24 protein-coding genes are annotated in these 22,049 nt (G+C 73.6%); 13 read left to right on the plus strand and 11 right to left on the minus strand.

All coding sequences use genetic code 11. The features are described from left to right. Positions 1 to 231: 231 nt before the first annotated feature. A complete protein-coding gene (locus tag ACF08D_RS13015) occupies positions 232 to 1,503 on the minus strand; it encodes a DUF3152 domain-containing protein (RefSeq protein ID WP_392222663.1) in 1,272 nt (423 codons plus the stop codon). Between the two features lie 8 nt (positions 1,504 to 1,511). Then, positions 1,512 to 2,570 (minus strand): alpha/beta fold hydrolase, encoded by a 1,059-nt coding sequence (locus tag ACF08D_RS13020; protein WP_392222664.1) that lies wholly within the window; start codon positions 2,568 to 2,570, stop codon positions 1,512 to 1,514. Positions 2,571 to 2,720: 150 nt separating this feature from the next. Between ACF08D_RS13020 and ACF08D_RS13025 the strand changes: the two genes are divergently transcribed. The 4 genes from ACF08D_RS13025 (at position 2,721) to ACF08D_RS13040 (ending at position 4,459) form a co-directional block, all read left to right on the plus strand. After that, positions 2,721 to 2,945, plus strand: coding sequence for a hypothetical protein (locus ACF08D_RS13025; RefSeq protein ID WP_392222665.1), 225 nt, complete (start codon positions 2,721 to 2,723; stop codon positions 2,943 to 2,945). Positions 2,946 to 3,090: 145 nt separating this feature from the next. After that, complete coding sequence (locus ACF08D_RS13030) at positions 3,091 to 3,735, plus strand: TetR/AcrR family transcriptional regulator (protein WP_392222666.1); 645 nt, start codon at positions 3,091 to 3,093, stop codon at positions 3,733 to 3,735. An 82-nt stretch (positions 3,736 to 3,817) separates the two neighbouring features. Further along, on the plus strand, positions 3,818 to 4,045 hold the full coding sequence (locus tag ACF08D_RS13035; RefSeq protein ID WP_392222667.1) for a DUF3107 domain-containing protein: 228 nt from the start codon (positions 3,818 to 3,820) through the stop codon (positions 4,043 to 4,045). 147 nt (positions 4,046 to 4,192) lie between these two features. Then, complete coding sequence (locus tag ACF08D_RS13040; RefSeq protein WP_392222668.1) at positions 4,193 to 4,459, plus strand: hypothetical protein; 267 nt, start codon at positions 4,193 to 4,195, stop codon at positions 4,457 to 4,459. A 101-nt stretch (positions 4,460 to 4,560) separates the two neighbouring features. On the opposite strand, the gene ACF08D_RS13045 is transcribed toward ACF08D_RS13040, so the two are convergent. After that, complete coding sequence (locus ACF08D_RS13045) at positions 4,561 to 5,307, minus strand: ferritin-like fold-containing protein (RefSeq protein WP_392222669.1); 747 nt, start codon at positions 5,305 to 5,307, stop codon at positions 4,561 to 4,563. A 490-nt stretch (positions 5,308 to 5,797) separates the two neighbouring features. Between ACF08D_RS13045 and ACF08D_RS13050 the strand changes: the two genes are divergently transcribed. Then, positions 5,798 to 7,630 (plus strand): DEAD/DEAH box helicase, encoded by a 1,833-nt coding sequence (locus ACF08D_RS13050; RefSeq protein ID WP_392222670.1) that lies wholly within the window; start codon positions 5,798 to 5,800, stop codon positions 7,628 to 7,630. A gap of 114 nt (positions 7,631 to 7,744) precedes the next feature. Continuing rightward, complete coding sequence (locus ACF08D_RS13055; RefSeq protein ID WP_392222671.1) at positions 7,745 to 8,683, plus strand: alpha/beta fold hydrolase; 939 nt, start codon at positions 7,745 to 7,747, stop codon at positions 8,681 to 8,683. Here the strand turns inward: ACF08D_RS13055 and ACF08D_RS13060 are convergent. Further along, positions 8,668 to 9,582 carry an NYN domain-containing protein gene (locus ACF08D_RS13060; RefSeq protein ID WP_392222672.1) on the minus strand — a complete coding sequence of 305 codons (915 nt, stop codon included), beginning with the start codon at positions 9,580 to 9,582 and terminating at the stop codon, positions 8,668 to 8,670. The genes ACF08D_RS13055 and ACF08D_RS13060 overlap by 16 nt on opposite strands. A gap of 166 nt (positions 9,583 to 9,748) precedes the next feature. On the opposite strand from ACF08D_RS13060, the gene ACF08D_RS13065 reads away from it, so the two are divergent. Continuing rightward, positions 9,749 to 9,901, plus strand: coding sequence for a hypothetical protein (locus ACF08D_RS13065; RefSeq protein ID WP_392222673.1), 153 nt, complete (start codon positions 9,749 to 9,751; stop codon positions 9,899 to 9,901). Between the two features lie 129 nt (positions 9,902 to 10,030). On the opposite strand, the gene ACF08D_RS13070 is transcribed toward ACF08D_RS13065, so the two are convergent. The 3 genes from ACF08D_RS13070 to ACF08D_RS13080 form a co-directional block, all read right to left on the minus strand. Next, positions 10,031 to 10,636 carry a MarC family protein gene (locus ACF08D_RS13070; RefSeq protein WP_392222674.1) on the minus strand — a complete coding sequence of 202 codons (606 nt, stop codon included), beginning with the start codon at positions 10,634 to 10,636 and terminating at the stop codon, positions 10,031 to 10,033. 59 nt (positions 10,637 to 10,695) lie between these two features. Beyond that, positions 10,696 to 11,559 (minus strand): PHP domain-containing protein, encoded by an 864-nt coding sequence (locus ACF08D_RS13075; protein ID WP_392222675.1) that lies wholly within the window; start codon positions 11,557 to 11,559, stop codon positions 10,696 to 10,698. Positions 11,560 to 11,650: 91 nt separating this feature from the next. Next, on the minus strand, positions 11,651 to 12,301 hold the full coding sequence (locus ACF08D_RS13080) for a DUF6758 family protein (RefSeq protein WP_392222676.1): 651 nt from the start codon (positions 12,299 to 12,301) through the stop codon (positions 11,651 to 11,653). A 183-nt stretch (positions 12,302 to 12,484) separates the two neighbouring features. Between ACF08D_RS13080 and ACF08D_RS13085 the strand changes: the two genes are divergently transcribed. Next, positions 12,485 to 13,702: an MFS transporter gene (locus tag ACF08D_RS13085; protein WP_392222677.1), complete on the plus strand. Its 1,218-nt coding sequence runs from the start codon at positions 12,485 to 12,487 to the stop codon at positions 13,700 to 13,702. Positions 13,703 to 13,730: 28 nt separating this feature from the next. Here ACF08D_RS13085 and ACF08D_RS13090 read toward each other — a convergent pair whose 3' ends face one another. Continuing rightward, positions 13,731 to 14,321, minus strand: coding sequence for a suppressor of fused domain protein (locus ACF08D_RS13090; RefSeq protein ID WP_392222678.1), 591 nt, complete (start codon positions 14,319 to 14,321; stop codon positions 13,731 to 13,733). Between the two features lie 482 nt (positions 14,322 to 14,803). Between ACF08D_RS13090 and ACF08D_RS13095 the strand changes: the two genes are divergently transcribed. Together ACF08D_RS13095 and ACF08D_RS13100 are read left to right on the plus strand one after the other, a co-directional pair. After that, entirely contained in the window at positions 14,804 to 15,937 is a 1,134-nt protein-coding gene (locus ACF08D_RS13095; protein WP_392222679.1) for a magnesium and cobalt transport protein CorA, read from the plus strand. 70 nt (positions 15,938 to 16,007) lie between these two features. Continuing rightward, positions 16,008 to 16,526 (plus strand): hypothetical protein, encoded by a 519-nt coding sequence (locus tag ACF08D_RS13100; RefSeq protein ID WP_392222680.1) that lies wholly within the window; start codon positions 16,008 to 16,010, stop codon positions 16,524 to 16,526. A 106-nt stretch (positions 16,527 to 16,632) separates the two neighbouring features. Here the strand turns inward: ACF08D_RS13100 and ACF08D_RS13105 are convergent, their stop codons facing one another. Further along, positions 16,633 to 17,478 (minus strand): hypothetical protein, encoded by an 846-nt coding sequence (locus ACF08D_RS13105; RefSeq protein WP_392222681.1) that lies wholly within the window; start codon positions 17,476 to 17,478, stop codon positions 16,633 to 16,635. Between the two features lie 157 nt (positions 17,479 to 17,635). Between ACF08D_RS13105 and ACF08D_RS13110 the strand changes: the two genes are divergently transcribed. From ACF08D_RS13110 to ACF08D_RS13120, 3 genes are read left to right on the plus strand one after another with little or no spacing between them, the layout of a single operon-like run. After that, positions 17,636 to 18,916, plus strand: coding sequence for a magnesium transporter MgtE N-terminal domain-containing protein (locus ACF08D_RS13110; protein ID WP_392222682.1), 1,281 nt, complete (start codon positions 17,636 to 17,638; stop codon positions 18,914 to 18,916). After that, positions 18,906 to 19,439 carry a DUF1003 domain-containing protein gene (locus ACF08D_RS13115; RefSeq protein ID WP_392222683.1) on the plus strand — a complete coding sequence of 178 codons (534 nt, stop codon included), beginning with the start codon at positions 18,906 to 18,908 and terminating at the stop codon, positions 19,437 to 19,439. The genes ACF08D_RS13110 and ACF08D_RS13115 overlap by 11 nt, the downstream gene beginning before the upstream one ends. A gap of 42 nt (positions 19,440 to 19,481) precedes the next feature. After that, entirely contained in the window at positions 19,482 to 20,615 is a 1,134-nt protein-coding gene (locus tag ACF08D_RS13120; RefSeq protein ID WP_392222684.1) for an Mrp/NBP35 family ATP-binding protein, read from the plus strand. A gap of 106 nt (positions 20,616 to 20,721) precedes the next feature. Here ACF08D_RS13120 and ACF08D_RS13125 read toward each other — a convergent pair whose 3' ends face one another. Then, the gene (locus tag ACF08D_RS13125; RefSeq protein WP_392222685.1) at positions 20,722 to 21,408 is read right to left on the minus strand and encodes a hypothetical protein; all 687 of its coding nucleotides are present in this window, start codon (positions 21,406 to 21,408) and stop codon (positions 20,722 to 20,724) included. 127 nt (positions 21,409 to 21,535) lie between these two features. Continuing rightward, on the minus strand, positions 21,536 to 21,988 hold the full coding sequence (locus tag ACF08D_RS13130) for a sec-independent translocase (protein ID WP_392222686.1): 453 nt from the start codon (positions 21,986 to 21,988) through the stop codon (positions 21,536 to 21,538). Positions 21,989 to 22,049 lie beyond the last annotated feature (61 nt).

Raw genomic sequence — 22,049 nt, forward strand, 5'->3', positions numbered from 1 at the left:
CCACACCCGAGCGTGGGCGGGGGGGGCGGGGGGGGGGGGGGGGGGGGCCGCGGGGCGGGGGGCGGGGGGGGGGGGGGGGGGGGGGGGGGGCGGGGGTGGGCCCCCCCCGCCACCGGAAGGGGTGAATGCTCGTAACTTTCGCGCGCAGGTCGCGTTTCGACGCGCTACCGCCCGTTTCGCCCGCCGGGGGCGCGCGGCGCGCGGCCGTCCCCACGGCCCGGCCCGCCCGGGTCAGCCGGTGGGGTACACCCACGGGTTGGGGCGGCAGGCGATGCCTTCGACCTTCAGCGACTTGGTCTGCTGCTGCATCACCGGAGCGAGCGCGCCGGGCGTGCGGCAGTTGACGTGGTTGTGGCCCAGCCGGTGCCCCACCTCGTGGTTGATCAGCATCTGCCGGTAGGTGAGCATCGCCTTGGGGCCGTACGTCGCCGAGCCCTGCGCCCACCGGTAGGCGTTGATCATCACGCGGTCGGTGGCGGCCGAGTCGCACGAGACGTTGTCGATCGTCGTGTCGAGACCGGACTTGGCGCACCAGACGCCGGTGGTGCCCGGGCTGGCGAGGGTGATCACAAAGGCCGGCTCGCCGCTGGAGATCCGCTCGAAGGTCATGGCGCCGCCGTGCGCCCAGCTCCGGTCGTCGTTCAGCGTCTCGTGCACGGCGCGCGCGAAGAGGGCGTGGTCGAGGCCGAGGCCCTTCTCCACGTCGATGCGGTAGCGGATCTTCTGGCCCGCGCCGGGCGCCTTGTCGGTGCCGGGCACGACCTCGAAGCCGCCGGGACCCTTCAGCTTCGGGTCGAGCGGGAACGGCTTGGCCATCAGCTGCGCGTACGTCGGCGGGGCGGCCGGGCGGGCGGCCCCCGGCGGGGCGGCGCGCTGGTCGGAGCGGTCGGACCGGCCGCCGGTGCCGGGAGCGGCGCCGGCACCGGGGTCGGCGGGCCGGCCCGCGGCCTCGCCCGGCGCGCGGGACGCGGAGGCGTCCGGTCCGGCGCCGGTGACCTGGCCGGCCACGACCACCGCGAGGACGGTGGTGACGGCCGCCGCCGCGATGCCGGTGACCGTGCGTCCCCGGCCGCCGCCCGCGGTGCGGTCCTTCTGCGGCGGCGGCTGGTCGCCCTCCCCCGCGCCGGGCACCTCGCGCGGGTGCGGGGCGCCGTCGAACGCCTCGGTGTACTCGCGGCGGGGCCCCGGTATCCGGGCGCCCGCGCCCACCCCGGTGGGCGGGCCCGAGGGGCCGGCGGGCCTGCCGGGAGGGCGGGACGGTACGCCGCGCCAGTCGCCGTAGCGGCCGGGCTCGCCCCAGCCGCCGCCCGGCTCGCGGTGCTCGGGGTGGCCGCCCCGCACCGGCGGCTGGGGCCGCGGGGGCTGCTGCTGGTGCTGCGGTTCGGCCGGGGGCGCCGCGCTCCGGCGCCGGCGGCCGGTCCCCGGGCGGGCGTCCTCACGCACCGCCCCGGTGGCCTGCTCCGCGCCCTGAGGTACGGGGCCTTTGCGACTGTGTCGTCCCACGCCCCGGATCAGCCCCCGTCGCCGTCGTCGCCGTCACGCCCGCGGTCGCGGGCCGTACCGCCGCTCGTACCGCGGCCCGTACCGGCGTCCGTGCCGCCCCCGCCGCCCCTGGAGTCGTACTCGGTGATCAGCTCCCGTACGGCCTGGGCGACCGTCTCCGGGTACTCCATCATCGCCACGTGCCCCGCGTCCGGGAGCGTCAGCAGCCGGGACTCGCGGAAGGCGGCCGCCGCCTTCCGCGCCATCCGGAAGGACACCAGCTGGTCGCGCGCCCCGTACACCAGCAGCGTCGGCGCGAGCACCCGCTCCGCCTGCCGCCACAGCCCGTGCTGGCCGCCCAGGGTGTAGGCGTCGACGATGCCGCGCGAGGACCGGGCCATCGCGTCCCAGAAGTACGGCAGGCTCAGCCGCCGCTCCATCTCCTCCACCGCGTTGCGGAAGCCCTCGTCGGTGACCCGCCCGGGGTCGCCGTAGCAGAGGGAGAGGACCCCGCGCACCCGCTGCTCCGCCGTCCAGTCCCGGGTGAGCCGGGTGAACAGGGACGCGACCCCGGGCAGCGCTATCAGCGCCGTGGGCCACGCGCCCCGCTGCGCGCGCAGCTCCGGCAGCGCGGGCGAGATCAGCGTCAGCGTACGGACGAGGTCGGGGCGGACGGCCGCGATACGGGTGCAGACGGCGCCGCCCAGCGAGTTGGAGATCAGGTGCACCGGCCCGCGCCCGCCGGCGTCGAGCAGCCGGATCACCGCGCGCGCGTGCGCGGTGACCGAGTAGTTGCCGTCGTCGGGCGGCGGGGAGTCGCCGAAGCCGGGCAGGTCGACCGCGTCGCCGTCGACCACGTCCTCCAGCAGCGGCATCAGCGCCGACCAGTTCTGCGAGGAGCCTCCGAGGCCGTGCACGTACAGCGCGGGCGGGCGGCCGGTGCGGTCCGAGGGGCGGTAGCGCACGTTCAGCGTCAGTCCGGGCAGCGTCACACAGCGCAGCCGCTCCCCCTTCGCGACCCGCACGGCGCTCACCCGCGGCCCCGCCGCGGCGGCGGCGACGGATTCCGGCAGCTCGGTCGAAGACATGCGGCAATGTTACGAGACGATCACGCGCGGGCCGGTGTGTTCGCCGTCACAGATCGCATAGCGCCGGAGAGGGGTACCTCCTAGGCTCGTAACCGAGGGCACACCGATGTGGACGACCCCCCACCGCCAGAAGCCAGGGAAAGGGAGCCCATGACCGTCGACCCGACCGACCCGGAGACCTTCGCAGCCGAGAACGGTGAGGCGACCGCGCCGGAGGACCAGGAGGCGCCCGAGGCGGACGCCGCGGAGCAGCACACCGAGCTGCGGCAGCGCTCCGACGAACCGCTCACCCGGATCGACCCGTCCGTGGCCAACCCCGCGGACGCCGCCGAGCAGGCCCGTGTGGTGGAGACCGACGAGGACGACTACCGCTGATTTGGTCGGTTTAACGTTGAATATCCAGCTACCCCGCCCGTCCGGTACGTGAAATTCTGCGCTCGCACCGCGCACAGCCGGGTTACCCAAAAGTACGATGGCGGGCGCGGCGCACAGCGCGCAAGGATCGATTTTGGGAGGCGGCGTGACAGCCATCGAGCAGACAGAGGCGGCGCGCCCGCGGGGCACGCGCCTGCCGCGCCGAGCCCGACGCAACCAGCTCCTGGGCGCCGCCCAGGAAGTGTTCGTGGCGCAGGGGTACCACGCCGCCGCGATGGACGACATCGCGGAGCGCGCGGGCGTCAGCAAGCCCGTGCTCTACCAGCACTTCCCGGGGAAGCTGGACCTGTACCTGGCCCTGCTGGACCAGCACTGCGAGTCGCTGCTCCAGGCGGTGCGCACCGCGCTCGCCTCCACCACGGAGAACAAGCTGCGCGTGGCGGCCACCATGGACGCCTACTTCGCCTACGTGGAGGACGAGGGCGGCGCCTTCCGCCTCGTCTTCGAGTCGGACCTGACGAACGAGCCCGCGGTGCGCGAGCGCGTGGAGCGGGTGTCGCTGCAGTGCGCCGAGGCCATCTCGGACGTGATCGCCGAGGACACCGGGCTGTCCAAGGACGAATCGATGCTGCTGGCCGTCGGCCTGGGCGGGGTCTCGCAGGTGGTGGCGCGGTACTGGCTGTCCAGCGAGTCGGCGATCCCGCGCGACAAGGCGGTGCAGCTGCTGACCTCGCTGGCCTGGCGGGGCATCGCCGGCTTCCCGCTGCACGGCTCCGAGTCCCACGGGTGATCGGGGTCGCCTCCCCGGGCTAATGTGTGCAGCGTACGGCGCGGCCGACCGCGCAACGCTGACCGTTCGGAGGGACATAGCCGTGGAGGTCAAGATCGGCGTGCAGCACGCGCCCCGGGAGATCGCTCTGGAGAGCGGGCAGTCCGCCGAGGAGGTGGAGCGCGCGGTGGCCGAGGCACTGGCCGGCAAGACGCCGCTGCTCAGCCTGACGGACGACAAGGGCCGCAAGGTCCTGGTGCCGTCCGACCGGATCGCCTACGTGGAGATCGGCGAGCCGGCGACGCGCCGGGTGGGCTTCGGGGCGCTCTGAGCAGGACGCGAAGCAGGACGTGAAGGCCCGGTGGGGATGTCCCCGCCGGGCCTTTCCCCTGCCCCAGGAGCAGGATTGCGCCACGCAGGCATCGGGTAGGACGGGATGTGACCGATTTGCCCGCCCCGCCCACGCGAGGTGATCCGTTTGTTCTGGGAAGCTCTCGGCTCCGTCGTGCTCGGTTTCGCACTGTCCTGGGCGGCCGCCCACCGGCTCGCCGACCGGCTTCCGTCCCGCCGTACGGTCCTGGGCGCCGGAGTGCTGGGCACCCTGTTCGGCGCGCTGATCACCCATGCCGCACTGGGCCCGGGCTATCCGCTGGGCACCCTGCTGGGAGCCGTCGCGGTCGGGGCGGTCGTGCTGTCCCTGCTGCTGCGCCCGGCGCGCCGCCTGCGCCGAGCGCCACAGACCTGACCGGGCCCGGCGCGGACCTGACCGGACCCGGCGCGGACCTGACCGGACCTAGCGCGGACCTGACCGGGCCCCACACGGACGCGCCGTCCGCCGGGCGGCCGTCAGGCGGCCAGGCCCAGCGCGGCCATGCGCTTGGTGTGCGCCTTGGTGATACGGGAGAACATCTCGCCCACCGCCGCCAGGTCGAACCCGTCCGCGACACCGCCCACCAGCATCGTCGACAGCGCGTCCCGCTCCGCCACCACCCGCTGGGCCTGCGACAGGGCCTCGCCCATCAGACGGCGCGCCCACAGCGCGAGCCGGCCGCCCACCCGGGGGTCGGCCTCGATGGCGGCCCGTACCTTCTCCACGGCGAAGTTCCCGTGACCGGTGTCGTCCAGCACCGCCAGCACCAGCGCGCGCGTGTCGGAGTCCAGCCGGACCGCGACCTCGCGGTAGAAGTCGCTGGCGATCGAGTCGCCGACGTACGCCTTGACCAGGCCCTCCAGCCAGTCGGACGGCGCCGTCTGGCGGTGGAAGTCGTCCAGCGCCCGGGCGAAGGGCTCCATCGCTGCCGTGGGCTCCGCGTCGATCGCCGCCAGCCGGTCGCGCAGCCGCTCGAAGTGGTGGAACTCCGCCGAAGCCATCTTGGCCAGCTCCGCCTTGTCGGCGAGCGTGGGCGCCAGCTTCGCGTCCTCCGCCAGCCGCTCGAAGGCCGCCAGCTCTCCGTACGCGAGCGCGCCGAGCAGGTCCACGACCGCCGCGCGGTACTGGGGCTCGGCGGACGCGGCGGCCCAGTCCAGGGCGGCGATCCCGGTGGGTTCCGCGTCGGCGGGGGCGGGGGCGGTGGCGTTGTCAGGCGTCTCCATGGAGCGCACAATAGCCCGCCCGGCGCGCCTCCGAAGGCCCCGGTCATCCACTGTGACCTCCCCCTCCTTGTGAATCGACTCAACACGGCTGCGGGAATCCGGGGTACAGTGGTATTGCGCCTGCTGAGTAATCAGTCATGTCCGTATGTACGCGATGTGCTCGGTGGGCCGGCTCATGAATGAGGATGCCCGGTCGGTGGCCCGATCGGCTCCGACCCGACAGCCCTCCGTGCGCGAAGAGCCGCACGTGAGGGGCCCTCAGCGGTATGACGCTCGAGCGACGGCAGTGGTCCCGCGCCATCCGGCAGTGGTCTTGACGACCCGCGGCCGGCCGCTACCGGCACGGTAAGACCCCCAGCGTTCGCCTCATGCCGCGTCTCACAGAAGAGGCAGCACCCTGACTACGACTTTCCGAGAGCTCGGGATCCTTCCCGAGACGGCCGAGGCCCTCGAAGCCGTCGGCATCACGACCCCGTTCCCCATCCAGGAGATGACCCTCCCAGTCGCCCTCTCCGGCACCGACGTCATCGGCCAGGCCAAGACCGGCACCGGCAAGACCCTCGGTTTCGGCCTGCCGCTGCTGGAGCGCGTCACGGTCCCCGCGGACGTCGAGGCCGGCCGGGCCGCGCCCGAGCAGCTCACCGACGCCCCGCAGGCGCTGGTGGTCGTCCCCACCCGCGAGCTGTGCACCCAGGTCACCAACGACCTGCTGACCGCCGGCAAGGTCCGCAACGTCCGTGTCCTCGCCATCTACGGCGGCCGGGCGTACGAGCCGCAGGTCGAGGCCCTGAAGAAGGGCGTCGACGTGATCGTCGGCACCCCCGGCCGCCTGCTGGACCTGGCCGGCCAGCGCAAGCTGGACCTGTCCAAGGTCAAGGCCCTCGTCCTCGACGAGGCCGACGAGATGCTCGACCTCGGCTTCCTGCCGGACGTCGAGAAGATCATCAACATGCTTCCGGTGCGCCGCCAGACCATGCTGTTCTCGGCGACCATGCCGGGCGCCGTCATCGGCCTGGCCCGCCGCTACATGTCGCAGCCCACCCACATCCGCGCCACCGCGCCGGACGACGAGGGCGCGACCGTCGCCAACATCGCGCAGCACGTCTACCGCGCCCACTCCATGGACAAGCCGGAGATGGTGGCGCGCATCCTCCAGGCGCGCGGCCGCGGCCTGGCGATGATCTTCTGCCGTACGAAGCGGACGGCGGCCGACATCGCCGAGCAGCTGGAGCGGCGCGGCTTCGCCTCCGGCGCGGTCCACGGCGACCTCGGCCAGGGCGCCCGCGAGCAGGCGCTGCGCGCCTTCCGCAACGGCAAGGTCGACGTGCTCGTCTGCACCGACGTCGCCGCGCGCGGCATCGACGTCGAGGGCGTCACCCATGTGATCAACTACCAGTCGCCCGAGGACGAGAAGACCTTCCTCCACCGGGTCGGCCGCACCGGCCGCGCCGGCAAGAAGGGCATCGCCGTCACGCTGGTCGACTGGGACGACATCCCGCGCTGGCAGCTGATCAACAAGGCGCTGGGCCTGGACTTCAACGACCCGGTCGAGACGTACTCGACGTCCCCGCACCTGTACGCGGAGATGGACATCCCGGAGGGCACCAAGGGTGTCCTGCCCCGCGCCGAGCGGACCCGGGCCGGTCTGGACGCGGAGGAGGTCGAGGACCTCGGCGAGACCGGCGGGCGCGGTGCGCGCGGCCGGCGCCCGGAGCGCCCGGAGCGTGAGGAGGAGCGCCCGGCGCGTACGCGTACGCCGCGTCAGCGCCGCCGCACCCGGAGCGGCGCCCCGGTGGCGGACGGTGCCGAGGGAGCGGCCGCCGCGCCGGTGACCCCCGCGCCCGAGGCGCCCGAGGCCGAGCAGGCCCCGGAGCCCCGGACGCCGCGCCGCCGCCGGACGCGCACCCGCGCGGGCGCCGCCGCCCCGGTGGCGGAGGCGGCTCCGGTCGCCGAGGCCGCCCCGGTGGCCCCGGCCGCGACGGAGGCCCCCGAGGCCGCCGCGCCGGCCGCGGAGACCAAGCCCCGCCGCCGTACCCGCAAGGCCACCGCGGCCACCGCCGAGGCACCCGCCGCCGAGGCGCCCGCCGCGACCGAGGCCGCCGCGCCGGTCGCCGAGGACAAGCCCCGCCGCCGTACCCGCAAGGCCACCGCGACCACGGTCGAGGCACCCGCCACGGCCGAGGCCACCGAGGAGAATCCGCGCCGGCGCCGCACCGCGAGGGCGGCCGCGCGGCAGGTTCCCGTGGCGCCCGAGCCGGTCATCGAGGGCCCGCCCCGCCGGCGCCGTACGGTGAAGGCCGCCGCCGCCCAGCCCGAGAGCTGACGGCCGGCACGAACGGCACGACCGACGGCCCCGCACCCCGCACCGGGGCGCGGGGCCGTCGGCCTGTCGGCGTCGCCGCCGGTCGCGCGCCGGGCGGCCCGCTAGCCTCGTCCCATGAGCCGCCCGCCCACGTTCGTCCCGCCGCCCTGCGCCCGTGCCCGTACCCTCCGCACCGCGCGCGGGGACTTCGCCGTCCTGGACGCCGCGCCCGCCGACGGCACCGCGCCCCGGGGGACGGCCCTCCTGCTGCCCGGCTACACCGGGTCCAAGGAGGACTTCATCGCGATGCTCGAACCGCTCGCCGCCGCCGGCTGGCGGACCGTCGCCGTGGACGGCCGCGGGCAGTACGAGACGCCCGGACCGCCCGATCAACAGGCGTACGAGCAGGACGAGTTGGCGCGTGACGTCCTGGCGCAGGCGGAGGCCCTCGGGGCCGGGCGGGTCCATCTGCTCGGGCACTCGCTGGGCGGCCAGATCGCCCGCGCGGCGGTACTGCTCGACCCGGAGCCGTTCCTGACGCTCACCCTGATGTCGTCCGGGCCCGCCCGGGTGGCCCCCGAGCAGCAGGAGAAGATCAGGCTGCTGAGCGGTGCGCTCACCGTGATGACCATGGACGGGGTGTGGCAGGCCATGCGCGCCCTCGACCCGCCGGAGGACGCCGAGGAGACGGGCGCCGCGCGGGAGGACCTGCGCCACCGCTGGCTGCTGCACAACCCCGCGCAGCTGCTGGCCACCGGCCGCCGGCTGAGCACCGAGCCGGACCGGGTGGACGAGCTGGCGGCACTGTGCCCGCCGCCGGCGGTGCATGTGATCTCGGGCGTCCGGGACGACACCTGGCCCGTCTCGCTGCTCGACGCGATGGCGGTACGGCTGGGCGCCCGCCGGACCCTCGTCGAGGGTGCCGAGCACTCGCCGAACACCGACCGCCCGGAGGAGACCGCCGCGGCGGTGGCGCACTTCTGGGAGACGTGGGACACCGGGAACACCGGAGAGGCCGGGGACACCGCCACCACCACCGCCGAGAGCGGAGCCGCCGGTCAGAACCGGGACTGAAGGTGCTGCCAGAAGCCGTCGCGCAGTGACCGGCGCAGCACGGCGTGGCCGCGCAGGGAGCGGCCGAGCAGCCGCTCGGCCTCGACGAGCAGCTCCTGGTCGACCGGGCCGGGCAGGTAGGGGTGGCCGGGCAGCAGCTCGGCCATCGCGCCGGCGCCCCGCTCCCCCACCCAGCCGGCCGCTATGCGGGCGCCCAGGAGCCGGACCTCGTCGCGCGAGGGCGGCGGTTCGCCCTCGCTCTCGTAGGTGGTCACCGGCCGCCGGGTGAGGTAGGGGCGGCAGAAGTCCAGGTCGAAGGTGCGGGTGGTGTCGGCCTCCCAGAGGAGAGGGTCGGCCTGGTTGCGGCCGTCGGCGGCCTCGATGCCCCAGACGTGGACGCGCGCCCCGTACCCCTGGGCCGCCTCGACGGCGGAGACCAGGTCCTCGTCGCCGCCGACCAGCGCCGCGTCGCTGATGGCCCGGTGGCGGGCGAGCGACTCCAGGTCGGTGCGGATGAGGGAGTCGACGCCCTTCTGCTGGTTGTTGGCGTTGAGGTTGCCGAGGCGGACCTTGACGTCGGGGAGTTCGGCGATGGCCTGCTGCTCGGGGGTGTGGATACGGCGCCGGGCGCCGTCGTACCAGTAGACCCGCAGCAGGCGGCTGTCGGTGAAGAGGGTGCGGGCCTTGTCGATGAACGCCTCGATCAGCCCCTCGGCGTCCAGGTCGAAGGAGCGCCGGTCCTCGGTGCCCGCCACCAGCAATCCGGCCGAAGCATAGACGTAACCGGCGTCGACGAAGATGGCGTGGGTCGAGGGCGTTCGGGAGACCTCGGCGAGCACGCGCCGCAGCAGTGCGTCGGTGCGCTCCAGGCGGGTGCCGAGGTCGGCGGGGACGGGGGTGTCGGGGTGGTCGTCGTTCATACGGGGCCCATTCTCCGGCCCCGGGGAAGGCCCCGCCACCAGGCAATACTTAGAATGTCGAAAATTTTCTTTAGCGTAGGGAATGTTTGCCCCCTACACCTCGTTGGAACCCGTACAGACACCAGTTCTCCATCAGGAGGATCAACTCCGACGAAGGGAGAAGCCCATGCGCTTCGAGATTCTGCGACTCGACGACGTCGACGGCACGCCCGTGGACAGCACCGTCGTGGACGCCGCCTCCGTCAACGGGATCGTGCAGCAGGCCGCCTCGGTGGGTCAGCGCATCTGGATCCGCCCGGCCGAATCCGCGGCCTCGTAACGCGTACGCCGCGCGCCGTACGACCGGCGCGCACGCCCACCGCGCCCCCGCGCGGACTCCGGACCACGAGAGCCGGAATCCGTACGGGGGCGCAGTGCTGCCCGGGCCTCCGCCGCCCGGCCGGGGGCGTCAGGCGCCCTGGACGACCTGGGTGACGCCGTTGATGATCTGCTGGACGGCGATCGCGGAGAGCATCATCCCGGCGAGGCGGGTCACCAGCACCACACCGCCGTCCTTGATGATCCGGATGATCACCAGCGAGTAGCGCATGGTGAGCCAGAGCACCACGTGCATGGCGACGATCGCGGCCCAGACCGAGACCTGGCCGGTGAAGCCCTCGGCGTGCTGCACCGCGAGGATCACCGACACGATCGCGCCCGGCCCGGCGAGCAGCGGCATGCCGAGGGGGACGAGGGCGACGTTGACGTCCTTGGTCTGCTTGGGCTCGTCGGTCTTGCCGGTGAGCAGGTCGAGCGCGATCAGCAACAGGAGCAGTCCGCCCGCGATCATCAGCGCGGGGACGGAGACATGCAGGTAGGCGAGGATCTGCTGGCCGAGGATGCCGAAGACGGTGATCACGCCGAAGGCGACGGCCACGGCCTGCCACGCCATCCGGCGCTGCACCTTGGTGGCGCGCCCGGAGGTCAGGGCGAGGAAGATCGGGGTGATCCCGGGGGGATCCATGATGACAAAAAGGGTGAGGAAGAGGGAGCCGAAGACGGCGACGTCGAACACGGTGAGCCTTGAGACCTTGAGGGGGAGAAGAGAAACGGGTGGTACGGGGGTGGCGAGGGCTACGGGCGGCGTCCGCCCGCGCCGGGCACCGGGAAGGCGCCGGTCGCACGGCGCGTGATCTCGCCGTAGATCTCCGGGTCGGTCGTGTGGTCGCCGAGCCGGCAGGTCTTGCGGGTGCCGTGGTAGTCGCTGGAGCCGGTGGTGAGCAGGTCCAGGTCGGCGGCGAGGGCGCGCAGCCGGTCGCGGGTCGGCCCGTCGTGGTCCATGTGGTCGGTCTCGATGCCGTCGAGGCCGTACGCGGCGAGCTCGGCGATGACCGCTTCGGGCACCGTGCGTCCGCGCTTGGCGGCGCCGGGGTGGGCGAAGACGGTGACGCCGCCGGCCGCCTTGACGAGCCGGATCGCGGTGAAGGGGTCCAGCTCGTGCTTGTCGACGTAGGCCCGGCCGCCGTCGGCGAGCCACTCGGGCGTGAAGGCGTCGGAGACACTGGCGACGACGCCCAGTTCGACGAGCGCCTCGGCGATGTGCGGCCGGCCCACGGAGCCGTCGCCGGCGATGGCGGCGACCCGCTCCCAGGTGAGGTCCACGCCCAGCTCGCGGATCTTCCCCACCATGCCCTGGGCGCGCGGGACGCGGTCGTCGCGCACCAGCTCGCGCTCGCGGAGCAGTTCGGGCTCGTCCGGGTCGAAGAGGTAGGCGAGCATATGCATGCCGATGCCGTCGATCCGGCAGGACAGTTCGGCGCCCGTGACGAGGGTGAGGCCCTCGGGGAGCGCGGCGATCGCCTCGGCGTGGCCGCGGGTGGTGTCGTGGTCGGTGAGCGCCACGACGTCGAGCCCGGCCGCGGCTGCGGCCCGTACCAGCTCGGCGGGGGTGTCCGTACCGTCGGAAGCCGTGGAGTGGGTGTGCAGGTCGACGCGCACGACAGGCTCCGGGGCTCGGGACGGACAGGGGACGCTCCAGGATAACGGGAACGGGCACCCGCCCCGCTCACCCCGGGTCCGGCCCTGCGGCTCACACCCCCGGCAGGTCCAGGAGCCGGGGGCTCAGGGCGCCGCAGGGGAGCAGCTCGACCTCGGAGCCGGCCTCGCGCAGGTCGGTGAGGATCAGTTCGTCGTAGAGCAGCAGGCCGGACTTCTCCGGCCAGACGACGGCCCACAGCCACAGGCCGCACGCCTCGCCCGCGAAGACCGCGCGGTCCTCGGGGGCGTCGCCGACGTGCCAGAGCGGGGTGGGCCGGCCGGCGGCGTGGACCTTGGCCTGCGGCGGGGTGCCGGTGCACATGTGCGGGCCCGGGTCGGGGCCGTCGATCCCGGCGTACCGCGCGCCGAGCCCCACGCCGGGCTCCTCGGCGACGAGCAGCAGCTCACCGGCGCCGCCGAGGGGGCCGGGGCCCGAGCAGGCGACGGCGGCGGCGCGCCCGCCGGTGCGGTCGTCCCCCGCGTACGCCACGCCGGTGAAGAGCCAGCCCACCGGGAGCGGCCACGGCATCCAGACCGGGACGTGGGCGCGGTGCGTGACGACGCCGAGCGCCTCGACGCTGGGCGGGAGCACGGGCTGCAGCGGGTGCACGGCACCGTGCGCGTCGCACTGCCACGAGTCGGAGAAGAGGCCGGGGGCCCTGACCCGGCCTGCGCATTTCGGGCAACTGGGTTCGCCCCTCATAGCGTTCCACGGTCCTCCCCCGCCGTCGCCCCGTCAAGGACGATCACCCTTCCGGTACGGACGGGATCTCCCGGGCCTTTGAGTGTATCTTGCACCCATTAGCTCGGCTAACTTATTATGTGTATCTACCAACTAACTCGGCCGTTCCAGGGAAGGGCCGGGAGGGCCACGGAAGGAGCGGACATGCGGCGAGACGATCCACTGGACGAGGGGGCCGGCAGCATCCTGCGGCAGCCCCGGGCCGTCTGGGCCACCGCCGGGGCGTCGGTGGTGGCGTTCATGGGCATCGGCCTGGTCGACCCGATCCTGCCGTCCATCGCCAAGGGACTGGACGCCTCCCCCAGCCAGGTGTCCCTCCTGTTCACCTCGTACTTCCTGATCACCGCCGTCGCGATGCTGGTCACCGGCTTCGTCTCCAGCCGCATCGGCGGGCGCCGGACGCTGCTCGCCGGGCTCGCGCTGGTGGTCGTCTTCGCCGCCCTCTCCGGCACCTCGGGGTCGGTCGGCGAGCTGGTCGGCTTCCGGGCCGGCTGGGGGCTGGGCAACGCCCTGTTCGTCTCCACCTCGCTCGCGGTGATCGTCGGCGCGGCGGCGGGCGGCAGCGCCGCCGCCATCCTGCTGTACGAGTCGGCCCTGGGCCTCGGGATGGCCTGCGGGCCCCTGGTCGGCGCCCTGCTCGGCGACGCCAGCTGGCGCTACCCCTTCTTCGGCACGGCCGCGCTCATGGCGGCCGGCTTCCTGTGCATCGCCGCCTTCCTGAAGGAGCAGCCCCGGCCCGCCCGCAAGACGTCGCTGCTCGACCCGCTGCGGGCGCTCGGGCACGGCGGCCTGGCGTCCGCCGCCGCCTCGGCGTTCTTCTACAACTACGCCTTCTTCACCGTGCTGGCGTTCACCCCGTTCGTGCTGGACATGACGCCCTACGCGTCCGGCGCGGTGTTCTTCGCCTGGGGCGTGCTGCTCGCCGTCTTCTCGGTGCTGGTCGCGCCGCGCCTCCAGGAGCGGTTCGGCTCGCTGCGGGTGCTCGGCGGCTCCCTGCTGCTGCTCGCCGCCGACGTCGTCGTCCTCGGGTACGGCGACCACACCACGGCCGTCGTCTGCACGATCCTGTCCGGCGCCTTCATCGGCGTGAACAACACCGTCTACACCGAGCTGGCCCTCGGCGTCTCGGACGCCCCGCGCCCGGTGGCCAGCGCCGGCTACAACTTCGTGCGCTGGTTCGCCGCCGCCGCGGCGCCCTGGCTGGCGCCGCGGATCGAGGAGTGGAGCGACGCGCACATGCCGTTCGTGGTCGCCGGCGCCGCCGCCGTCGCCGGGGCGGCCATCGTCGGGGTACGCCGCCGCTCGCTCACCCGCGAGGCCGAGGCGCACCGCGCGCGGCCCCGCCCCGCGTACGCCGGCTGACGCCCCCTCAAAGCACCCGGGCGGGCGGTCAGGTGAGGGGGACGGACCCGCGCAGCGGGTCACGCAGATCGGTGCCGGCGCCCAGCCAGCGCTCCTGGAGCGCCTGGGCGCCGTGCACCCGCTTCCAGGCCGCCTCGTTGGGCGTCATCGGCAGCAGCGGCAGGAACCGCACCGGCTCCCTCGGCGCGTCCAGCTCCAGGTCCTCGACCAGCCCGCCGGGCTCGGCGACCAGCACCGAGGTGAACGGCGCGCCCGGCCACAGCGGTTCGCCGGTGTCCAGCGACGCGCCGGGCGCCACGATCACCCCCTCGACCTGCGGCGAGGCGGCGAGCACCGCCAGCGGGCGCAGCACCTTGTCGGTGTCGGCGAGCCCCGCCCGTACGGTCAGGAGGAGCTCGGCGCGCGGGCCCTTCACCGGGTCGGCGAGGACAGCGGCCGGGTCGGTCATCGGCCGGTCCGACATGCCGAGCGTGGCGTATCTCACCAGCCCCAGGGCGGCGTCCGGGAAGCGCAGGACCTCGATGCGGTCGGTGCCCAGGAACGTCACCGCGGCGCGCGCGTCGGGCTCCCCCAGGGCGGAAAGCAACCGGGCTTCGACCAGAGCAAGAACTTCTCCCATGCGGGGAGCATAGAGCGCGTATGGAACGGGCAAAGTACGGGATTGACCCTCAGTCGGCTGATACGCTGGGCCGTCTGCTGGTCGGGGCGGCATGCCAAGCATCGCTTTCCAGTCCCGACGACACGTCATCCCCCACGGGGGACCGGCCGGAGGAGGTGGGGCTGCGTGGATCGAAGTCGATCGTGCGATACCAGCCGTTCTTCCGCCGAGAGCCTCTCCCTGTGATCCGGTTCTTGTGACCCGGCTCCCTGTGATCCCGCAGGGGTGACCCGCCCCGCTCCCGCGATTCCGCCCGTGACACCGGGTGCGAGAGCGACATCACGGCGATGCGCACGACGGAAGAGCACACGTTTTGCCTGTCTGTAGCGAACGCCGCCACCGCGATCCCGCGGTGCCGCCCGCTTTGCGGACGTAAGGAACGCCACGTCCCCATTCCGGGCTGCGCCACGCCCCGCGACGGCCTCTCCGCGAAGGAGCCAGCCATGTCGATGATCCGTGACCTGCGCGCAGCGGTACGCCCGTCCCTGCGCAAGAACAGCTCGCCCTACACCCCGTACAACTCCTACGACGCCACCCGCGACCCGTCGACCTCCACCGCCGTGGTGGACTGCGCCGTCTACCTCGACGGCCGGCGGGTGAAGGACGGCGGCCCCGGCAACTGCCTCACCCCCCGCGAGGCGATGCGGCAAGTGCGGGAGGGCGGCGGCTTCGCCTGGATCGGCCTGCACGAGCCGACGGAGGCCGAATTCGCCGGTATCGCCGCCGAGTTCGGGCTGCACCCGCTGGCCGTCGAGGACGCGGTCCACGCCCACCAGCGGCCCAAGCTGGAGCGGTACGACGACACGCTGTTCACCGTCTTCAAGACGATCCACTACGTGGAGCACACCGAGCTGACCGCGACCAGCGAGGTCGTCGAGACCGGTGAGGTGATGTGCTTCACCGGCCGGGACTTCGTGATCACCGTCCGGCACGGCGGCCAGGGGTCCTTGCGCAACCTCCGGCACCGGATGGAGGGGGAGCCCGAGCTGCTGGAGAAGGGCCCCTCGGCGGTGCTGCACGCGATCGCCGACCATGTGGTCGACGGCTACATCGCGGTGGCGGACGCGGTGCAGATCGACATCGACCAGATCGAGATCGACGTCTTCTCGCCGCCGGCCAAGGGCTCCACGCGCGGCGCCGACACCGGCCGGATCTACCAGCTCAAGCGCGAGGTGCTGGAGTTCAAGCGGGCGGTGTCGCCGCTGCTGCGGCCGATGCAGCTGCTCAGCGAGCGCCCCATGCGGCTGGTCGACCCGGACATCCAGAAGTACTTCCGGGACGTGGCCGACCACCTCGCCCGGGTGCAGGAGCAGGTCGTCGGCTTCGACGAGCTGCTGAACTCCATCCTCCAGGCCAACCTCGCCCAGGCGACGGTCGCGCAGAACGAGGACATGCGCAAGATCACCTCGTGGGCGGCGATCGTGGCCGTGCCCACCGCGGTCTGCGGGGTGTACGGGATGAACTTCGACCACATGCCCGAGCTGCACTGGAAGTACGGCTATCCCATGGTGCTCACCGGCATCATCGGCATCTGCTTCGCCATCCACCGCACGCTCAAGCGCAACGGCTGGCTGTAGCGCGCGACGGCCCGGCGGCCCCCGCCGCCTGTCGCGGGGGCCGCCGCGGCCGGTGGCTAAGCTGCCGGGCATGACTGACGCACTGCTCGACCGGGCCCTCGTCGAGGAGGCCACCAAGAAGTCCGGCCTGATCTGGGTACGGGGCGAGGGCCCGGCCCGCGCGCTGTGGCACGTGTGGCTGGACGGGGCGGCCCATGTCGTGGGCGACGGGCCGGGCGAGCAGCCGCTGCCGGGGCTGGCGGACGGCGCGACCGCGGAGGTCACCGTACGCAGCAAGGACAAGGGCGGGCGTCTCGTCGCCTGGACGGCGGGCGTGACCGAGCTGGCGCCCGGCTCCGAGCCGTGGGAGGCGGCCGTCGCCGAGCTGAAGGGCAAGCGGCTGAACGCGCCGGACGCGGAGACGATGACCGACCGCTGGGCGCGCGAGTGCCGGGTGCTGCGGCTCGCCCCGACCGGCGCGACCGCCGCCCACCCGGTCGGGTCGCTCTCGGCCGTACCGCTGCCCACCCCGGCCACCACGCGCCACCCGGTCCCGGCGGCGCTGCCGCGCCTGCTGCTCAAGCGCGGACGGCGCGGCGGCCGGGGCTGAGGCCCCTGCGGCCAGCCGGGGCTGAGGCCCCTGCGGCGGGCCGGGGCCCGCTGCCCGAGACTGCGGCCCGGGGCCCGCCGTCCGTCGCTGCGGCCCGGGGCCGCTGTCAGTCGCTGGTACGGGGCAGCTGGCGGCCGTAGTCGAGCGTCTGGTCCCGGGAGGGCTCGGTCAGCGGGAAGGGCTTGTTCCAGTCGGACAGCAGGACCACGCCCGCGCCGCCGCCCCGGGCGAACTGCAGCGGGTACGGGGTGCCCTCCAGGGAGACGTCCAGGGTGCCGCCCTCGCCGCCCGCGCCGCCGGCGACCTTGATGGTGCGGATGCCGCCGACCTTGGAGCGGTCGCCCTTGACCACGTCGCCGTGCAGCTCCAGCAGGCCGTTCAGCAGGACGTTCATCTCGGTGAAGCCGCGCAGCTGCTTGTACGAGGGGTCGTCCTCGGGGACCTTCACGTACTTGTCGTCGAGCTTGTCGGCCGCCTCCGTACCGGACTCGCCCTCGCCGCCGTCCGGCCCGCCCTCCGACCCGCCCCCGGAGTCGCCGGAGTCGCCGGAGCCGCCGCCGGCCTCGTCGTCGCTCGCCCAGAACTCCGCGTCGGCCTTCAGGTAGAGCGCGTCGCCCACCCGCAGCAGCTCGAAGGTGGAGGTCCTGGTGCCCACCGAGCCGGCCGCGCCGCCCCGGTTCAGCCGCATGTTCAGCTCGTAGGTGCCGCCCTTGCTGACCAGCGTCCCCGACAGGCGGACCGCCTGGGCCTTGCCGGCCGCCGCCCGTGCCTTGGTCTCGATGGCGGTGGCGGACAGCTTGCCCACCCCGTTCGTGCCCGCGTCCGGGTCGGGTTCCTCACTCGCGCAGGCGGTGAGCACCACGGTCAGCCCGGCGCACAGTGCGACGGGGAGGGCGGCCCGGCGGGCACGCGAAGCCGGGGCGAGAAGGGTCACCAGCGCACTGCCTCTCATCAAACCGTGGGGGGTTGGCAGACCGCAGCGTACCCGGGCCGCCGGGGGCCGCCGGAAGGGAGCCGTCCGGACGCCCTGCCCGGGCGGCCCGCACCATCACGGGCTAGCCTGAACCGGCACAAAGGTCTGAATCCGGGCGGACGAGGAGGTGTGCGGCATGGCGGCAGGCACGTCCCGGATCTTCGTCTCCCACCTCGCCGGGGTCCCCGTCTTCGACCCGAACGGCGACCAGGTCGGCCGGGTCCGCGACCTGGTCGCCATGCTGCGCGTCGGCCGCCGCCCGCCCCGCCTCCTCGGCCTGGTGGTGGAGGGCATCGGGCGGCGCCGGATCTTCCTGCCGATGACCCGGGTCACCGGCGTCGAGTCCGGCCAGGTCATCACCACCGGGGTGCTCAACGTCCGCCGCTTCGAGCAGCGCCCCACCGAGCGCCTGGTCCTCGGCGAGCTGCTGGACCGCCGCGTCCGGCTGGTCGAGGACGGCTCCGAGGTGACCGTCCTGGACGTCGCCATCCAGCAGCTCCCGGCCCGCCGCGACTGGGAGATCGACAAGGTGTTCGTCCGCCGGGGCGGCGGCGGGGCGCTGCGCCGCAAGGGCGAGACGCTGACCGTCGAGTGGTCGGCCGTCACCGGCTTCTCGCTGGAGGAGCACGGGCAGGGCGCCGAGAGCCTGGTGGCCACCTTCGAGCGGATGCGCGCCGCCGACCTCGCCAACGTCCTGCACCACCTCAGCCCCAAGCGCCGCGCCGAGGTCGCCGCCGCCCTCGACGACGACCGGCTCGCCGACGTCCTGGAGGAGCTGCCCGAGGACGACCAGGTGGAGATCCTCGGCAAGCTCAAGGAGGAGCGGGCCGCCGACGTCCTGGAGGCCATGGACCCCGACGACGCGGCCGACCTGCTGTCCGAGCTGCCCGAGGAGGACAAGGAGCGGCTGCTGACGCTGATGCGGCCGGACGACGCCGCCGACGTACGCCGGCTGATGTCGTACGAGGAGCGCACCGCGGGCGGCCTGATGACCACCGAGCCGATCGTGCTGCGCCCCGACGCGACCGTCGCCGACGCGCTGGCCCGGGTGCGCCAGCAGGACCTCTCCCCCGCCCTGGCCGCGCAGGTGTACGTGTGCCGGGCGCCCGACGAGACGCCGACCGGGAAGTACCTGGGCACGGTGCACTTCCAGCGGCTGCTGCGCGACCCGCCCTTCACCCTGGTATCCGCGATCGCCGACACCGACCTGGCGCCGCTGGCCCCGGACACCCCGCTGCCCGCGGTCACCAGCTACCTCGCCGCCTACAACCTGGTGGCCGTCCCGGTGGTGGACGAGAGCGGGTCGCTGCTCGGCGCGGTCACCGTGGACGACGTCCTGGACCACCTGCTGCCGGAGGACTGGCGCGAGACGGAGTTCCACCCGGAGGCCGAGAGCGAGGCCGCGCATGGCGCATGAGCGTCCCGTCGAGCCGGCCGGCCCCCGCATCCGGCTCGACCAGCCCCGCGTCCGGCGGCCCAAGCTGCTGCCCGAGTACGACCCGGAGGCGTTCGGGCGGCTGTCCGAGCGGATCGCCCGCTTCATCGGCACCGGGCGGTTCCTCGTCTGGATGACGGCCGTCATCATCGTGTGGGTGCTGTGGAACGTCTCCGCGCCCGGGGCGCTGCGGTTCGACGAGTACCCGTTCATCTTCCTGACCCTGGCCCTGTCCCTCCAGGCGTCGTACGCGGCCCCGCTGATCCTCCTCGCGCAGAACCGGCAGGCCGACCGGGACCGGGTCACCCAGGAGCAGGACCGGAAGCAGAACGAGCGGTCCATCGCCGACACCGAGTACCTGACGCGGGAGATCGCCGCCCTGCGGATGGGCCTCGGCGAGGTCGCCACCCGGGACTGGATCCGCTCCGAGCTGGCCGCCCTGGTCCGCGAGCTGGACGAGCGGGGCGGCCCGCCCGGGCACGGGAGTGACGAAGCCGACCGCTGACGCGCTTTCCGGAGGCAGGGTCCGGCGCCGTACCATCTCCGTATGGCTACGGAAGACGCGGTGCGCGAAGCACTGGCGACGGTGAACGACCCCGAGATCAACCGGCCGATCACCGAACTGGGCATGGTGAAGTCGGTGGAGATCGCTCCGGACGGGGCGGTCGCCGTGACCGTCTACCTCACGGTCTCCGGCTGTCCCATGCGCGAGACGATCATCTCCAGGGTCACCGAGGCCGTCTCCCGCGTCGAGGGCGTCACCGGTGTCGACGTGACGCTGGACGTGATGAGCGACGAGCAGCGCAAGGAGCTGGCCGCCGCGCTGCGCGGCACCACCGCCGAGCGCGAGGTGCCCTTCGCCAAGCCCGGCTCGCTGACCCGGGTGTACGCCGTGGCCTCCGGCAAGGGCGGTGTCGGCAAGTCGTCCGTGACGGTGAACCTGGCGGCGGCGATGGCCGCGGACGGGCTGAAGGTCGGTGTCGTGGACGCCGACATCTACGGCCACAGCGTGCCGCGCATGCTGGGCGCGGACGGCAGCCCGACCCAGGTCGAGAACATGATCATGCCGCCGTCGGCGAACGGCGTGAAGGTCATCTCCATCGGCATGTTCACCCCCGGCAACGCCCCGGTGGTCTGGCGCGGCCCCATGCTGCACCGCGCGCTCCAGCAGTTCCTCGCCGACGTGTACTGGGGCGACCTGGACGTCCTGCTGCTCGACCTGCCGCCGGGCACCGGCGACATCGCGATCTCCGTCGCCCAGCTGGTGCCCAACGCGGAGATCCTGGTCGTCACCACCCCGCAGCAGGCGGCGGCCGAGGTCGCCGAGCGCGCCGGGTCGATCGCCGTGCAGACCCACCAGAAGATCGTCGGCGTGGTGGAGAACATGGCGGGCCTGCCCTGCCCGCACTGCGACGAGATGGTCGACGTGTTCGGCACCGGCGGCGGCCAGAGGGTCGCCGACGGGCTCACCAGGACCACCGGCGCCACGGTCCCGGTGCTGGGCTCCATCCCCATCGACGTACGGCTGCGCGAGGGCGGCGACGAGGGCCGGCCGGTGGTCCTGGCCGACCCCGACTCCCCGGCGGGCGCGGCGCTGCGCGCCATCGCGGGCAAGCTCGGCGGCCGGCAGCGCGGCCTGTCGGGCATGTCGCTGGGCATCACCCCGCGCAACAAGTTCTGACCACGGCGGAGTCCGCCGGTCGCGTACGACGTCAGGGGCGCCGCTCGGTGAGCGGCGCCCCTGACGTGTTCCGGCGCGTTCCTGCGTGTTCCGGCGTACGGCCCTGTCAGGCGTACGAGGCGATGTCCCGCACCTGGGCGAAGCCGAGGCCGTACGCGCTCATCCCCCGTCCGTACGCACCCAGATGGGCGCCCCCGGGCGTGGTGCCGGCCAGGATCCAGCCGAACTCGGACTCGCGGTAGTGGAACGGCGTCGGCACCCCGTCCACGGGCAGCGACAGCGTCGACCACTCCGGGCCGTCCAGGTCGTCGGCCAGCGCGAAGGCCGTCTCGGTCTGCTGGTCCAGCCAGTCGTCCCGCAGCGCGTGGTCGAGCTGGGCGGGCCAGGTGTAGGCCAGCAGGCCCGAGCCGGCCAGCCAGGCGGCCGACGAGACGCTGGTGGCGTCCAGCACCCCCGTACCGTCACCGCTGCGGCGCACCGGGCTCGCGGCGACCGTCACCACGGCCGCGAAACGCTCCTTGTCGGCCTCGGCCTCGTCCGGCCGCTCGGGCCGTATCGACGGCTCGTCGCCGTGCCCGATGGAGCCGTGCTGGACGGTGCCGTCGGCGGACGTGCCGACCTGCATCAGCCAGCGCGGCCCGGTGAACGCCTCGTCCAGCCCGTACCAGGGGAACGTCGCCCGCAGAAAACCGTCGGCCGTACGCCGGGCCGCGAGCGCCCCATCGGGCGCCCCGGGCGCCGGCGCGGCGCCGGGTGCTGCCCCCTGCGCCCCTACTCGACTCGTCGTCTCCATCTGCCCGGCCGCCTCCTCGATTGTGGAGTCCGGTGCCGCGCGCCCCACGGGCGTCTCGCGCAACCGGACAGATGGAGAGGATAGCCACCTCGCGGCGGCTCTTTCCGCAAGGGCGGCCGGGAGCGGTTCAGGTGGCGTCGGCGTCGAACGGGGGACGCTCGGTGCGGCCCGCCGCGTCGCTCTTCTTCAGCAGGTCGGGGCCGGTGCCCTGGCCGCCGCCCGCCGGGGCCGGGACGGCCGCCGTGTCGGACTCGCGGCCGTTGACCGCGTCGGCGACGTCGTTGATCTCCTTCTTGAGATCGAAGCTGCTGCGGAGGTCCTTCAGCTCCTTGAGGTCCTCGTTCTCCGTCAGCTGCTTGCGGATGAACGCCTTGGGGTTGAGGTCCTCGAACTCGAAGTCCTTGAACTCCGGGCCCAGCTCGCTGCGGATGTCCTGCTTGGCGTTCTCCGAGAAGTCGCGGATCTTGCGGATGAAGCCGGCGACGTCCTGGATGACCTTGGGCAGCTTGTCGGGACCGAAGATGAGCACGGCAAGGACGACGAGCGCCACCAGTTCGAGTGCGCCTATGTCATTGAACACCTTGCTGCTCCTTCCGGCCCGGGGCCCGTACCACGGTACCTGGCCGGGCTGCCGGGGCGGT

The sequence above is a fragment of the Streptomyces sp. NPDC015131 genome, assembly GCF_043079975.1.
In the GTDB taxonomy this organism is placed as follows: domain Bacteria; phylum Actinomycetota; class Actinomycetes; order Streptomycetales; family Streptomycetaceae; genus Streptomyces.

What these genes read in the sequence shown, in the direction of transcription:
- ACF08D_RS13020 (WP_392222664.1), bottom strand. Translation starts at nt 2,570, where the DNA reads ATGTCTTCGACCGAGCTGCCGGAATCCGTCGCCGCCGCCGCGGCGGGG.
- ACF08D_RS13025 (WP_392222665.1), top strand. Translation starts at nt 2,721, where the DNA reads ATGACCGTCGACCCGACCGACCCGGAGACCTTCGCAGCCGAGAACGGT.
- ACF08D_RS13045 (WP_392222669.1), bottom strand. Translation starts at nt 5,307, where the DNA reads ATGGAGACGCCTGACAACGCCACCGCCCCCGCCCCCGCCGACGCGGAA.
- ACF08D_RS13050 (WP_392222670.1), top strand. Translation starts at nt 5,798, where the DNA reads ATGACCCTCCCAGTCGCCCTCTCCGGCACCGACGTCATCGGCCAGGCC.
- ACF08D_RS13055 (WP_392222671.1), top strand. Translation starts at nt 7,745, where the DNA reads ATGAGCCGCCCGCCCACGTTCGTCCCGCCGCCCTGCGCCCGTGCCCGT.
- ACF08D_RS13060 (WP_392222672.1), bottom strand. Translation starts at nt 9,582, where the DNA reads ATGAACGACGACCACCCCGACACCCCCGTCCCCGCCGACCTCGGCACC.
- ACF08D_RS13065 (WP_392222673.1), top strand. Translation starts at nt 9,749, where the DNA reads ATGCGCTTCGAGATTCTGCGACTCGACGACGTCGACGGCACGCCCGTG.
- ACF08D_RS13080 (WP_392222676.1), bottom strand. Translation starts at nt 12,301, where the DNA reads ATGAGGGGCGAACCCAGTTGCCCGAAATGCGCAGGCCGGGTCAGGGCC.
- ACF08D_RS13085 (WP_392222677.1), top strand. Translation starts at nt 12,485, where the DNA reads ATGCGGCGAGACGATCCACTGGACGAGGGGGCCGGCAGCATCCTGCGG.
- ACF08D_RS13090 (WP_392222678.1), bottom strand. Translation starts at nt 14,321, where the DNA reads ATGGGAGAAGTTCTTGCTCTGGTCGAAGCCCGGTTGCTTTCCGCCCTG.
- ACF08D_RS13095 (WP_392222679.1), top strand. Translation starts at nt 14,804, where the DNA reads ATGTCGATGATCCGTGACCTGCGCGCAGCGGTACGCCCGTCCCTGCGC.
- ACF08D_RS13100 (WP_392222680.1), top strand. Translation starts at nt 16,008, where the DNA reads ATGACTGACGCACTGCTCGACCGGGCCCTCGTCGAGGAGGCCACCAAG.
- ACF08D_RS13105 (WP_392222681.1), bottom strand. Translation starts at nt 17,478, where the DNA reads ATGAGAGGCAGTGCGCTGGTGACCCTTCTCGCCCCGGCTTCGCGTGCC.
- ACF08D_RS13110 (WP_392222682.1), top strand. Translation starts at nt 17,636, where the DNA reads ATGGCGGCAGGCACGTCCCGGATCTTCGTCTCCCACCTCGCCGGGGTC.
- ACF08D_RS13115 (WP_392222683.1), top strand. Translation starts at nt 18,906, where the DNA reads ATGGCGCATGAGCGTCCCGTCGAGCCGGCCGGCCCCCGCATCCGGCTC.
- ACF08D_RS13120 (WP_392222684.1), top strand. Translation starts at nt 19,482, where the DNA reads ATGGCTACGGAAGACGCGGTGCGCGAAGCACTGGCGACGGTGAACGAC.
- ACF08D_RS13125 (WP_392222685.1), bottom strand. Translation starts at nt 21,408, where the DNA reads ATGGAGACGACGAGTCGAGTAGGGGCGCAGGGGGCAGCACCCGGCGCC.